Below are 12,568 nucleotides of genomic sequence, written 5' to 3'. Positions count from 1 at the left end.
CGCCGCGCTTTTCCCCTTTTCTGATACCGCTTGTCTGAACTGAATTCCCGCCAGGAAGGCGCCGTCGTTCTCGTCGGCGTCGACTTCGGGCTGCCCCATTTCGACAGCGAACTCGAAGAACTCGGCCTGCTCGCGCAAACCGCGGGCCTCTCGCCCGTGGCGCGCCTCGTGTGCAAGCGCAAGGTGCCCGACGCGGCGCTTTTCGTGGGCAGCGGCAAGGCCGACGAGATCAAGGAGCTCGCCGCGATGCATCGCGCGAGCGAGGTCATCTTCGACCAGTCGCTGAGCCCGGCCCAGCAGCGCAATCTCGAGCGCCAGCTCGACGTCGCGGTGTACGACCGGACCTTCCTCATCCTCGAGATCTTCGCGCAGCGCGCGCGCTCGCACGAAGGCAAGCTGCAGGTCGAGCTCGCCCGCCTGCAGTACCTGAGCACGCGACTCGTGCGCCGCTGGTCCCACCTGGAGCGCCAGACCGGCGGTGCCGGCGTGCGCGGCGGCCCGGGCGAGAAGCAGATCGAGCTCGACCGCCGGATGATCGCCGAGTCGATCAAGCGCACGCGCGAGCGCCTGGCCAAGGTGCAGAAGCAGCGCGGCACGCAACGCCGCCAGCGCGAGCGCCGCGAGACCTTCAACATCTCGCTGGTGGGCTACACCAACGCGGGCAAGTCCTCGCTGTTCAATGCGCTCGTGAAGGCCCGCGCCTACGCGGCCGACCAGCTGTTCGCCACGCTCGACACCACCACGCGCAACCTCTACCTGGGCGATGCGCGCCGGCAGGTGTCGATCTCCGACACCGTGGGCTTCATCCGCGACCTGCCGCACGGCCTGGTCGACGCCTTCAAGGCGACCTTGCAGGAAGCGGTCGATGCCGACCTGCTGCTGCACGTGGTCGATGCCTCCAACCCGCACCATCCCGAGCAGATGGCCGAGGTGCAGACGGTGCTGCGCGAGATCGGCGCCGATGCCGTGCCTCAATTGCTGGTCTTCAACAAGCTCGATGCCCTTGAAAGCACGCAACGTCCGCTGCATCTGCAGGACGACATGGACATCGACGGCGTGCAGGTTCCGCGCATCTTCCTGAGCGCCCGCAGCGGCGAGGGCCTGCCCCTGCTGCGCGCGGAGCTGGCCCGCCTCTCGGGCTCGATCGCCGATACCATGACCCCTGAGGGTGACGCTGAATTGCACGGCGCCACCCATTGATTGGGCACAATCCCGCCACTGACAAGAGAACGACGCGAATGAATGCAAAGCCAGTGTGGAAAGGGTTCTTGGGCATGTTCAACCTGAACGATGGCCGATGGGGGCGGGGCGACGATTCGTCCTCCTCGAACGGCGATCGCCCTTCGGGCAACAGGCCGCCCGACGCCGATCCCCCGGGTGCCCCGACGCCCCCGCCTTCGGGCAACAACGGCAACAACAACCGCCCGCGCGGCCAAGGCCCCAACCAGGGACCGCCCGACCTCGACGAACTCTGGCGCGATCTCAACCGCAAGCTCGGCGGCTTCTTCGGCGGTGGCCGAGGCAACAACAACCGTCCCAGCGGCGGCAACGGTGGCGGCAATGGCTACAAACCCGACATGAAGAACGCCGGCTTCGGCATCGGCCTGGTGGCCATCGTCGCCGTGCTGATCTGGCTCGGCACCGGCTTCTTCATCGTGAACGAAGGCCAGCAGGCCGTCATCACCCAGTTCGGACGCTACAAGACCACCGTGGGCGCGGGCTTCAACTGGCGCCTGCCGTACCCGATCCAGCGCCACGAGACCGTGGTCGTCACGCAGATCCGCTCGACCGACGTGGGCCGCGACGCCATCGTGCGCTCCACCGGCCTGCGCGAGTCGGCGATGCTGACCGAGGACGAGAACATCGTCGAGATCAAGTTCGCCGTGCAGTACCGCCTGAGCGACGCGCGCGCCTGGCTCTACGAGAGCAAGACGCCCGCCGACACGGTGGTGCAGGTGGCCGAGACCGCCGTGCGCGAAGTTGTCGGCAAGATGAAGATGGACGCGGCCCTCGCCGAGGAACGCGACCAGATCGCGCCGCGCGTGCGCCAGCTGATGCAGAACATCCTCGACCGCTACCAGGTGGGCGTGGAAGTGGTCGGCATCAACCTGCAGCAGGGCGGCGTGCGTCCGCCCGAACAGGTGCAGGCCGCCTTCGACGACGTGCTCAAGGCCGGGCAGGAACGCGAGCGCGCCAAGAATGAGGCGCAGGCCTATGCCAACAACGTGGTGCCGCTGGCCACGGGTACCGCTTCGCGTCTCAAGGAAGAGTCCGAAGCCTACAAGGCACGCATCGTGGCGCAGGCCCAGGGTGATGCCGGCCGCTTCGCCTCGGTGCTGACCGAGTACCAGAAGGCGCCGCAGGTCACGCGCGACCGCATGTACACCGACGCCATGCAGCAGATCTACGCCAGCACGACCAAGGTGCTGGTCGACAGCAAGCAGGGCTCCAACCTGCTGTACCTGCCGCTCGACAAGCTGATCCAGCAGACCGGCAACGGCAACCAGGCCACGCCGGTCGATGCCGCCAGCCCGAGCGTCGCCGGCACCGCGCCGGTGCAGTCCTCGGTGATCCCGGTCGCGCCGACCAACGACATGCGTGCCCGCGACGGCCGCTCGCGTGACCGCGACGTGCGTTGAACCAGGAAGGCAACAAGAACATGAACAGAATCGGATTCATCGCCTCGTCGATCCTCGTGCTGCTGGTGCTGCTGAGCTCGACCCTCTTCGTGGTCGACCAGCGCCAGTTCGGCGTGGTCTACGCCCTGGGCCAGATCAAGCAGGTCATCACCGAGCCCGGCCTCAACTTCAAGCTGCCGCCGCCGTTCCAGAACGTGTCGTACATCGACAAGCGGCTGCTCACGCTGTCGAGCCTCGACACCGAGCCCATGCTCACGGCCGAGAAGCAGCGCGTGGTGATCGACTGGTACGTGCGCTGGCGCATCACCGACCCGCAGGCCTACATCCGCAACGTCGGCCTCGACGAGAACGCCGGTGCCATGCAGCTCAACCGCGTGGTGCGCAACGCGTTCCAGGAAAACATCAACAAGCGCACCGTGCGCGACCTGATCTCGGTGCGCCGCGAGGCCCTGATGGCCGACGTGCAGCGCGAGGTGCTGGCCGTCGTGAAGGGCGCCAAGCCCTGGGGCGTGGACGTGGTGGACGTGCGCATCACGCGCGTCGACTACGTGGAAGCGATCACCGAATCGGTCTACCGCCGCATGGAAGCCGAGCGCAAGCGCGTGGCCAACGAGCTGCGTTCCACCGGTACGGCCGAAGGCGAGAAGATCCGCGCCGACGCCGACCGCCAGCGCGAGGTGATCGTCGCCAATGCCTACCGCGACGCGCAGAAGATCAAGGGTGAGGGCGATGCCCAGGCCGCCTCGGTCTACAGCGAGTCCTTCGGCCGCGATCCGCAGTTCGCGCAGTTTTACCGCAGCCTCGAGGCCTACAAGCAGAGCTTCAACAAGAAGAGCGACGTGATGGTGGTCGACCCCTCGTCGGACTTCTTCCGCGCGATGCAGGGTTCGGGCGCCGGCGCGCCGCGCCGTTGACGTCTCCGTTCGCAGCGGCTTCGGGGACGTGAGTTCCGACACCTTCTGGAGCGCGCTGGCGCTGGTGCTGGTGATCGAGGGCATCCTGCCCTTCGTGTCGCCCGGCGGCTGGCGTCGCGGCTTCGGCCAGCTGATGCAGCTGCGCGACGGGCAACTGCGCTTCTTCGGCCTGTGCAGCATCGTGCTCGGGCTGTGCCTGCTCTGGCTGCTGGCCTGAGGCCGGCAGCGCTTCTTTCCGACCCTTTCGCCCGCTTCGTCGCCGGCCCCGAGCGGGCGCCGCCGGGGCGCTTTTCGGCTGCCGGTAGAATTCCGGTTTAACCACGCCCCCGATCCCCATGTCCGCCTGGGTCCTCCCGGATCACATTGCCGATGTGCTGCCCTCCGAGGCGCGCCACATCGAAGAACTTCGCCGCCAGTTGCTCGACACCGCCCGCAGCTACGGCTACGAGCTGGTGATGCCGCCGCTGCTCGAGCACCTGGAATCGCTGCTGTCGGGTACCGGCGAGGCGCTCGACCTGCAGACCTTCAAGCTGGTCGACCAGCTCTCGGGCCGCTCGATGGGCCTGCGGGCCGACACCACGCCCCAGGTCGCGCGCATCGATGCCCACCTGCTCAACCGCGACGGCGTGGCACGGCTGTGCTACTGCGGACCGGTGCTCCACACCCGTCCCGACCGCCCGCACGCCACGCGCGAGCCGCTGCAGTTCGGCGCCGAGATCTATGGCCATGCCGGCCTCGAGGCCGACACCGAAATCCTGCTGCTCGCGCTCGACTGCCTCGACGCGGCCGGCCTGCGCGAGGGCGTGATCGTCGACCTCGCCGATGCCCGCATCGTGCGCGCGCTGTTCGCCGGCGTGCCGGTCGACGCGGCCGTGCTGGCGCGCGTGCATGCGGCGCTGGCCGCCAAGGATGCGAGCGAGCTGCGCGCGCTGACGCGCGATTTCCCCGCGGCCGCGCGCGAAGGCCTGCTGGCGCTGATCCAGCTCTATGGCGACGCCGCCGTGCTCGACGAGGCCGCCCGGGCGCTGCAGGGCACGCCCGCGGTGCACGCGGCGCTGTCCGACCTCAAGCTGCTGGCCGCCGGCCTCGATGGCGTGGCGGGCCGCAAGATCAGCTTCGACCTGGCCGACCTGCGCGGCTATGCCTACTACAGCGGCATGCGCTTCGGCATCTACGTGCCGGGCGCGGCCGATTCGCTGGTGCGCGGCGGCCGCTACGACGAGGTGGGGGCCGTGTTCGGCCGCAACCGTCCGGCGGTCGGCTTCAGCCTCGACGTGCGCGAGCTGGTCGGCGTGCTGCCGAAGCGTCCGTTGCGCGCGGCGATCCGCGCGCCCTGGAGCGACGAAACCGGCCTGCGCCAGGCCATCGCCGGGCTGCGCAAGGCCGGCGAAACCGTGGTGTGCGTGCTGCCGGGCCATGGCAGCGAAATCGATGAGTTCCACTGCGACCGCGAGCTCGTCGAGCAGTCCGGCCAGTGGCAAGTCCGAACGATCTGAATTTTTAGCAATGGAACGAGCATGAGCGTAACCACCGGAAGAAACGTGGTCGTCGTCGGCACCCAGTGGGGCGACGAGGGCAAAGGCAAGCTGGTCGACTGGCTGACCGAGAGCGCCCAGGGCGTGGTCCGCTTCCAGGGCGGCCACAACGCGGGCCACACGCTCGTGATCAACGGCGTGAAGACCGCGCTGCACCTGATCCCCAGCGGCATCATGCGTCCCGGCGTGAAGTGCTACATCGGCAACGGCGTGGTGCTGTCGGCGGCCAAGCTGTTCGAGGAGATCGAAGGGCTCGAGAAGGCCGGCGTGGAAGTGCGTTCGCGCCTGCGCATCAGCGAGGCCTGCCCGCTGATCCTGCCGTTCCACTCCGCGCTGGACATCGCGCGCGAGGCCTACCGCGAAAAGGGCGGCGTCGAGAAGATCGGCACCACCGGCCGCGGCATCGGCCCGGCCTACGAGGACAAGATCGCGCGCCGCGCGCTGCGCGTGCAGGACCTCAAGCACCCCGAGCGCTTCGCGGCCAAGCTGCGCGTGCTGCTCGACCTGCACAACCACGTGCTGGTCGAGGTGCTGGGCGCCACCGCGATCGACTTCGACACTGTGTTCGACGAGGCCATGCGGCATGCCGCGCTGCTGAAACCGATGATGGCCGACGTCTCGCGCGAACTGAACGACGCCCACCGCGACGGCGCCAACCTGCTGTTCGAAGGCGCGCAGGGCACGCTGCTCGACGTCGACCACGGCACCTACCCCTACGTCACCTCGAGCAACTGCGTGGCCGGCAACGCCGCCGCCGGCTCGGGCGTGGGCCCGGGCATGCTGCACTACATCCTCGGCATCACCAAGGCCTACTGCACGCGCGTGGGCGGTGGTCCGTTCCCGACCGAACTCGACTGGGCCACGCCAGGTACCCCCGGCTATCACATGAGCACCGTGGGCGCCGAGAAGGGCGTGACCACGGGCCGCAGCCGCCGCTGCGGCTGGTTCGATGCCGCGCTGCTCAAGCGCTCGGCGCAGGTCAACGGCCTGTCGGGCCTGTGCATCACCAAGCTCGACGTGCTCGACGGCCTCGAGAAGCTCGAGCTGTGCACCGGCTACGAGCTCGATGGCGAGACCACCGACATCCTGCCGATGGGCGCCGACGAGATCGAGCGCTGCACCCCGATCTACGAAACCCTCGAAGGCTGGAGCGAAAGCACGGTCGGCGTGACGCAGTACGACAAGCTGCCGGTCAATGCGCGCCTCTACCTGCAGCGCATCGAGCAGGTCACCGGCGTGCCGATCCACATGGTGTCGACCAGCCCCGACCGCGATCACACGATCATGATGCGCCACCCCTATCTGGCCGACTGATCCCACGGTTCGACAACAACCCCAAAAAAGAAGCCCCCTGCGCCCGCTGACCCGGGCGACATCCGCTATTCATCCAGGAGCCCATCCCCCATGTTGACCGAAGACGGCAAGCACCTCTACGTGAGCTACGACGAGTACCACAACCTGATCGAGAAGCTCGCGATCAAGGTGCACCAGTCGGGTTGGGAGTTCGACACCATCCTGTGCCTCGCCCGTGGCGGCATGCGCCCGGGCGACGTGCTGTCGCGCATCTTCGACAAGCCGCTGGCGATCATGTCGACCAGTTCCTACCGGGCCGATGCCGGCACCATCCAGGGCCACCTCGACATCGCGCGCTACATCACCACGCCCAAGGGCGAGATCGCCGGCAAGGTGCTGCTGGTCGACGACCTGGCCGACTCGGGCCACACGCTGCATGCGGTGATCAACATGCTGCGCAACAACTACGCGCCCATCACCGAGCTGCGCAGCGCGGTGCTGTGGACCAAGGCGCTCTCGACCTTCACGCCCGACTACTCGGTGGAATTCCTGCAGACCAATCCGTGGATCCACCAGCCCTTCGAAGGCTACGACTCGTTGCGGCCCGAGAAGCTGATCGAGAAGTGGTCGGTCTGAGGCCCGTCTCCAGACGCGTCCGCCAGACCTCGACGCCCCGGCTTGCCGGGGCGTTTTTCATGGTGCCTCAGCAGGCGCCGCCGCCGTTCTCGAACATCGCCGTGTAGCGCCGCTGCATCTCCTCGGGCGACAGCTTCTCGATGCTGTGGCCCACGTTCCAGCGGTGGCCGAAGGGATCGCGGAACACGCCCGAGCGCTCGCCGTAGAAGCGGTCCTCGGTCGGCATCTCGAGCGTGGCGCCGGCCGCCACCGCGCGCGCGACCACCGCGTCGGCATCGTCCACGTGCAGGTGCAGGGTGACCGCGCTGCCGCCCAGCGTCTTCGCGCTCGGGATGCCGTACTCGGGGTACTCGTCCGAGATCATCAGGATCGCGCCGTTGTGGAAGTCGAGCTCGACATGGCCGATGCGGCCGCTGGGCTCGACCAGCCGGAAGATCTCCTTGACCTGGAAGACCTCGCAGTAGAAGGCCACCGCGGCCTTGGCATCGTGGACGCAGATGTAGGGGAAGAGCTCGTGGATCGCCATGGGGTGCCTCTCGTCGTGGTTCGTGGAAGAAATCGCGTGTCGGCGCCGATTCTGGAAGGCTTCAGCGCGGCCGTCTTGAACGAATTTGACCGGTGGCGGCGTTCGCGGGCGCCGCCACATGGCGCGGCGACGTGGCGCCCGTGCGCCGCCAGGCCTGCGGCGCCATGCCCGCGAGCGCCGAGAACTCGCGGCTCAGGTGCGCCTGGTCGGCATAGCCGGCCTCGACCGCGATCTCGGCCCAGGGCCGCGCCGGATCGGCCGCCAGCGCCAGCGCGCGGTCGAAGCGCATCACGCGCGCGTACTCCTTGGGCGTGAGTCCGATGGCGCCGCGGAACAGCGCGATGAAGCGCCGATGGCTGTAGCCGCTGTCGGCCACCAGCGCGCCGATGGCCGGGTTCTCGCCCGCGAGCGGCCCGAGCGCCGCCGCGATCGCCGGATGCAGCCCGCGCAGGCCGGCGCGCAGCGCGAGCGCCAGCCGCGCCGACAGCATTGCTTCGAACAACGCGAGCTGGCGCGCCAGGTCGGCCTCGGCATGCAGCCGCTCGAGCGCATCCGCCACCTCGCGCGCGCCCCAGAGCGCGTCGAGCGGCGTGTGCTGGCCCGACAACGCGTCCTCGGGCGCGCCCAGCAGCGCGCGCGCCGCGCCGGGCTGCAGCTGGGTGCCGACCGAGCGCGTGGCCACCGAGACGTCGCGCAGGTAGAAGCTGCTGCGCGCGCCGCCGACGATGGCATGGCCGCAGGTGTGCCCCTCGGTGTCGGCCGCGTGGTCGAACAGCCTGAGCGGCGGCCCCGAGAGCCGGAACACCAGGTGCATGCCGCCCGTGGGCAGCACATGCTCGCGCGCGCCGGGGCGTTCGACCCCGGCACCCGGCGCCCAGGCCCAGACCTGCCGCACGAAGGGCCGCAGGTGCGGCATGGGCGCGCGCGTCAGTTGCCGCATCTCAGGCCTGGGCTTCCGCGTGCAGCGCGTAGACCGGGTCGGGCCAACGCTGGGGCGTCATGCCGGCGAGTTGCGCCGCCAGCTGCTCGACGAAGCGCATGTCGACGTCGGGAGGCACGCTGGCCGGCCCGCGGCCGAAGGCCTCGCGCAGGCGGCGCACCGCGTTGGCGGTGCCACGCAGCACGCCCTCGGGTTGGCCGGACTGCTCGAAGACCAGCACGTTGGCCAGCAGGTGGAGGAACGAGGCCACCACGGTCGCCTCCGTGCGCTGCCTGCCGTCCAGCGCCGCCATCACCAGCTCGAGCCAGTCGACCACTTCCTGCGGAATGCCTTGGGCCGCCAGCGCGGCATAGCTGGTCGGCCAGGCGCTGGCCGGTGTCTTGCGCAGCCAGGCGCCGAGCGCGCGCGGCGTGCCCGCCGGGGCCATCGCCGCAGCCTCGGCCGCGGAGTTCGCCTGCATCTTCATCAGGCGCCCGGGCGCGCCGCCGGCGGCCGCGGCGACCGGCAGGCCGCGCGTGCGCATCAGCATCGGCGCCGGTGCGGCGAGCATGGCGTCGAACTGCACGGAGCCGGTGCCGCCCCAGCCGGCCGGCACCATCTGCGCCACCTTGCGCAGCTCGGGCATGTCGGTCGCGCGCTCGCCCTCGGCGCGTTCGACCACGAGCAGGTAGTTGGTGAGGTCTGTCACGAGCTGGTAGGCCACGGCGAGGCGGCGGGCTTGCGCCACGTCCTCCGTGCCGAGTTCGGCCACGCGTGCGTGCGCGGCGATCCGGCCGAGCGCGTCGATCGGTTCGGCCACGGCATTCACGCGCGCGCTGCCGATCGCTTCCTCGGCCGCGTCGCCCTGCGCGCGCACGCCGAGCAGCCGCACCTCGCCCTCGGGCGGCGCGTCGAACAGCGCGAACACGTTCACCGTGTCGGCGCCGAAGGCCGAGCGCGGCAGGGCGGAGGTCCACCGTGGTTGTGCGCCGCCCGGCCATTCGACGCGCAACGCATCGAGCCGCGGCGAACGCAGCCGCGCGAACATGCGCAGCACGGCCGGTTCGACCGCTTCGCCGGGCGCGACGAAATCGCAGGCCCCGCCCGTGGCCTCGGCCAGGCGCCGCAGGTGGCTCTCGGCCGGGCTGCTGCCGATGCCGACCACGAACACGCGGTGCCCCGAGGCACGGGCCGATTCGACCGTCGCGTCGATGGCGCTGATCTCGCCGTCGGTGACCACCAGCACGTCGCTCGACGCGCCGGCGCCCAGCGCGAAGGTGGAGGCCAGCGCGCTTTCCATCTCGGTGCCGCCCAGGTCGGCCCGCAGTGCGCCGATCCAGCGCTGCGCGGCCAGGCGCGTGACCTCGGTGAGCTGCCACAGGCCGCGCGAACGGTGCTCGACCGTGGTGCCGAAGCGCGAGAGCGAGAATCGGTCGCCCGCGCCCATCCGCGAGACGATCGATTGCAGCGCGCGCCGCGCGGCATCGATGCTGTCGCCGGCCATCGAGCCCGAGCAGTCGACGAGCAGCTGCACGTCGGTGGTGGCCGGGCCGCGCGCCGGCACCCGCGGGCAGAAGCTCGCGAGCGCGACGATGCCACCGGGCGCGACATCGTCGGGCGCCGCCACGGCCACCGAGGCGTGCGCGAGCTGGTCGACCACCAGCACGAAGTCGCGGTCGAGCGCGCCGCGGCGCGCCAGCGACACCTGCAGCAGGCCGCTCTCCGGCCGCATCGCCACGCCCACCGGATGGCTGGGCGAGGCCACGCGCGCTCGTGCCAGTTCGCCATGCAGGCGCAGCTCGATGTCGAAGGGGTAGGCCGCCACCGCGCTGTGCTCGGGCGCCTGGTGCGGCCGCAGCCCGCCGTCGGCGACCGGGTCGCCGTAGCGCGGCGCGATCACCGTCGGGATCAGCAGGCGCAGGCCCTGCTGCTCGAAGGCCAGGGTCTGCGCATAGCGCAGGGTGACGATGCAGGCCTCGTTCGCCGCGAGGTTGCCGAGGTTCAGCGTGTAGCTGCGGTCGTGGTTCTTCTCCAGCATGATGGCCGCGTGGCCCTCGGCCAAAGCGCCTTCGTAGGCCGCCTCGGCCTCGGCCTTCTCGACCACCGTGCCGCACAGACGCCGCTCGCCGAGCTGGACGTCGACGCCCAGCAGCACCGCGCCCCACGGCAGCGGAAAGCCGTAGACCACCTCGACGTTCGAGGCGCCCGGATTGCGGAAGCGCTGCTCGACCGTCATCTCGAGCAGCACGCCGCGCAGGTCGCCGCTGGCCTTCACGCCTTCGAGCAGCATGCTGTCGCCGTTCGCGGTCGTCATGCGTGCATGTTCCTGATAGCTCATGGGATGTCCCTTTCCTGTGTCTTCAGTTCTTCTTCGGAGCGTCGGCGGCGGGGCCGTCGACGGGGGAGGGGGCGCAAGCCGCCGCGAAGGCCGCCATCACGCCCTGGATGAAACCGCGCACCTGTTCCGGCGACAGCCCGGCCCGGCCGGGCTCGATCACCACCTCGACGCCGTCGGCCACCGTCAGGTGGCTGCGCACCTCCACCGAGCCGGCCACGCGCGGGCGCGCCGGCACCGGCGCCTCCCGGCCCTGCAGCAGCTCGCGGATGCGCTCGAGCGAGACGCCGGCCGCCGTCCACTTCTTGATGAGCAGCAACTGTTCGAGGTGCCGCGCGCCATAGCGCGCCGCCCGCGTCTCGCCCTCGGGCCGGTCGACGATGCCGATCTGCACGTAGTAGCGCACCGTGCGCGGCGGCAGGTCGGCCAGCACGCACAGGTCCGCGAGCGCATAGGAAGCCGCCGGGGAGGGTGGGTTCAATTTCATACACTTAATTTAAACACAAGAACTGTTTTTAAAAAAGCACACGAAAGCCCGGCCCATGGGGGCGCGCTAGCATCGACCGCATGAGCAAGCCTTCCACGACCCTGATCCACCACCCCTACGTGCCGCCCGCCACCTTCGACGCGCCCCAGCCCGGCGTCTACAAGGCCTCGACGGTGTTCTTCGCCGACGTGGCCGCGATGCGCGCGCGCGACTGGAAGACCAAGGCCGGCTACACCTACGGCCTGCACGGCACGCCCACCACCTTCACGCTCGAGGAGCGCCTGGCCACCCTCGAGGGCGGCACCGAATGCCTGCTGGTGCCCAGCGGCCTGGCGGCGATCTCGCTCGTCGCCTTCGCCTTCCTCAAGACCGGCGACGAGGTGCTGATCCCCGACAACGCCTACGGCCCCAACAAGGCGCTGGCCACCGGCGAGCTCGCGAACTTCGGCATCGGGTACCGCCTGTACGACGCGATGAACCCCGAGGACCTCGCGGCGAAGATCTCGCCGCGCACGAAGCTGGTGTGGCTCGAGGCCGCGGGCTCGGTGACGATGGAATTCCCGGACCTGCCCGCGCTCGCGGCCGCCTGCCGCGCGCGCGGCGTGCTCAGCGCGCTCGACAACACCTGGGGCGCGGGCCTGGCCTTCGCGCCCTTCGACTTCAACGGCAGCGGGCAGGGCGTCGACATCTCGGTGCACGCGCTCACCAAGTACCCGAGCGGCGGCGGCGACGTGCTCATGGGCAGCGTGGTCACGCGCGACGAGCGGCTGCACCGCGCGCTCAAGCTCACCCACATGCGCATCGGCTTCGGGGTCGGTGTGGGCGATGTCGAGACGCTGCTGCGCTCGCTGCCGAGCATCGGGCTGCGCTATGCGGCGCACGACCGCGCGGCGCGCGAACTCGCGCGCTGGCTCACCGACCGCGACGAGGTCGCGCAGGTGCTGCATCCGGCGATCGAGAGCTCGCCCGGCCACCGCCACTGGCGCGCGCTGTGCGGCGAGGCCGACCTCGCGGCGGGCCTGTTCTCGATCGTCTTCGACGAGCGCTACGGCACCGAGCAGGTCGACCGCTTCTGCGACAGCCTCGAACTGTTCCGCCTCGGCTATTCGTGGGGCGGCCCGATCAGCCTAGTGGTGCCCTACGACATCGGCCTGATGCGCGACCCGGACGTGGCGCCCTGGCCCTACAAGGGCACGCTGGTGCGCTTCTCGATCGGCCTGGAGGACGTGGACGACCTGCGCGCCGACCTGCAGCAGGCACTCGCGCGCATGGCCTGAGCGGGCC

The 12,568-nt window shown here is 70.0% G+C and carries 12 protein-coding genes; 8 read left to right on the top strand and 4 right to left on the bottom strand.

Annotation, left to right across the window (positions count from 1 at the left end; translation table 11 throughout):
• Positions 1-30: 30 nt before the first annotated feature.
• From hflX to ACODT0_RS27905, 7 genes are all read left to right on the top strand, one after another.
• Positions 31-1,200 carry a GTPase HflX gene (gene hflX / locus ACODT0_RS27935; RefSeq protein WP_057594720.1) on the top strand — a complete coding sequence of 390 codons (1,170 nt, stop codon included), beginning with the start codon at positions 31-33 and terminating at the stop codon, positions 1,198-1,200.
• 74 nt (positions 1,201-1,274) lie between these two features.
• Positions 1,275-2,639, top strand: coding sequence for an FtsH protease activity modulator HflK (gene hflK / locus ACODT0_RS27930; protein ID WP_057594721.1), 1,365 nt, complete (start codon positions 1,275-1,277; stop codon positions 2,637-2,639).
• Positions 2,640-2,659: 20 nt separating this feature from the next.
• Positions 2,660-3,553: a protease modulator HflC gene (gene hflC, locus ACODT0_RS27925; RefSeq protein ID WP_057594754.1), complete on the top strand. Its 894-nt coding sequence runs from the start codon at positions 2,660-2,662 to the stop codon at positions 3,551-3,553.
• Between the two features lie 28 nt (positions 3,554-3,581).
• A complete protein-coding gene (locus tag ACODT0_RS27920) occupies positions 3,582-3,770 on the top strand; it encodes a DUF2065 domain-containing protein (protein ID WP_057594722.1) in 189 nt (62 codons plus the stop codon).
• A 118-nt stretch (positions 3,771-3,888) separates the two neighbouring features.
• Complete coding sequence (locus ACODT0_RS27915) at positions 3,889-5,049, top strand: ATP phosphoribosyltransferase regulatory subunit (RefSeq protein ID WP_261210910.1); 1,161 nt, start codon at positions 3,889-3,891, stop codon at positions 5,047-5,049.
• A gap of 21 nt (positions 5,050-5,070) precedes the next feature.
• Positions 5,071-6,402, top strand: coding sequence for an adenylosuccinate synthase (locus ACODT0_RS27910; protein WP_057594724.1), 1,332 nt, complete (start codon positions 5,071-5,073; stop codon positions 6,400-6,402).
• Positions 6,403-6,492: 90 nt separating this feature from the next.
• Positions 6,493-7,017, top strand: coding sequence for a phosphoribosyltransferase (locus ACODT0_RS27905; RefSeq protein WP_057594725.1), 525 nt, complete (start codon positions 6,493-6,495; stop codon positions 7,015-7,017).
• A gap of 67 nt (positions 7,018-7,084) precedes the next feature.
• On the opposite strand, the gene ACODT0_RS27900 is transcribed toward ACODT0_RS27905, so the two are convergent.
• The 4 genes from ACODT0_RS27900 to ACODT0_RS27885 form a co-directional block, all read right to left on the bottom strand.
• The gene (locus tag ACODT0_RS27900; RefSeq protein WP_075116853.1) at positions 7,085-7,543 is read right to left on the bottom strand and encodes a VOC family protein; all 459 of its coding nucleotides are present in this window, start codon (positions 7,541-7,543) and stop codon (positions 7,085-7,087) included.
• A gap of 61 nt (positions 7,544-7,604) precedes the next feature.
• Entirely contained in the window at positions 7,605-8,483 is an 879-nt protein-coding gene (locus tag ACODT0_RS27895) for a helix-turn-helix domain-containing protein (RefSeq protein ID WP_489042824.1), read from the bottom strand.
• 1 nt (position 8,484) lies between these two features.
• The gene (locus ACODT0_RS27890; protein ID WP_489042823.1) at positions 8,485-10,800 is read right to left on the bottom strand and encodes a VIT domain-containing protein; all 2,316 of its coding nucleotides are present in this window, start codon (positions 10,798-10,800) and stop codon (positions 8,485-8,487) included.
• 22 nt (positions 10,801-10,822) lie between these two features.
• Positions 10,823-11,278, bottom strand: a complete 456-nt coding sequence (locus ACODT0_RS27885) for a MerR family transcriptional regulator (RefSeq protein ID WP_489042822.1) — start codon at positions 11,276-11,278, stop codon at positions 10,823-10,825.
• 86 nt (positions 11,279-11,364) lie between these two features.
• Here ACODT0_RS27885 and ACODT0_RS27880 point away from each other — a divergent pair, with 86 nt between their 5' ends.
• Complete coding sequence (locus ACODT0_RS27880) at positions 11,365-12,561, top strand: PLP-dependent transferase (protein WP_261210905.1); 1,197 nt, start codon at positions 11,365-11,367, stop codon at positions 12,559-12,561.
• Positions 12,562-12,568 lie beyond the last annotated feature (7 nt).

Source organism: Variovorax sp. FG153 (genome assembly GCF_057809595.1).
Note: the sequence above shows the minus strand (reverse complement) of the source record. Positions and strands in the feature narration are given on the sequence as shown.

Bases quoted from the DNA above. Each gene is read 5' to 3' on its own strand.
- hflK (WP_057594721.1), top strand. From the start codon at position 1,275: ATGTTCAACCTGAACGATGGCCGATGGGGGCGGGGCGACGATTCGTCC.
- hflC (WP_057594754.1), top strand. From the start codon at position 2,660: ATGAACAGAATCGGATTCATCGCCTCGTCGATCCTCGTGCTGCTGGTG.
- ACODT0_RS27915 (WP_261210910.1), top strand. From the start codon at position 3,889: ATGTCCGCCTGGGTCCTCCCGGATCACATTGCCGATGTGCTGCCCTCC.
- ACODT0_RS27910 (WP_057594724.1), top strand. From the start codon at position 5,071: ATGAGCGTAACCACCGGAAGAAACGTGGTCGTCGTCGGCACCCAGTGG.
- ACODT0_RS27905 (WP_057594725.1), top strand. From the start codon at position 6,493: ATGTTGACCGAAGACGGCAAGCACCTCTACGTGAGCTACGACGAGTAC.
- ACODT0_RS27900 (WP_075116853.1), bottom strand. From the start codon at position 7,543: ATGGCGATCCACGAGCTCTTCCCCTACATCTGCGTCCACGATGCCAAG.
- ACODT0_RS27895 (WP_489042824.1), bottom strand. From the start codon at position 8,483: ATGCGGCAACTGACGCGCGCGCCCATGCCGCACCTGCGGCCCTTCGTG.
- ACODT0_RS27890 (WP_489042823.1), bottom strand. From the start codon at position 10,800: ATGAGCTATCAGGAACATGCACGCATGACGACCGCGAACGGCGACAGC.
- ACODT0_RS27880 (WP_261210905.1), top strand. From the start codon at position 11,365: ATGAGCAAGCCTTCCACGACCCTGATCCACCACCCCTACGTGCCGCCC.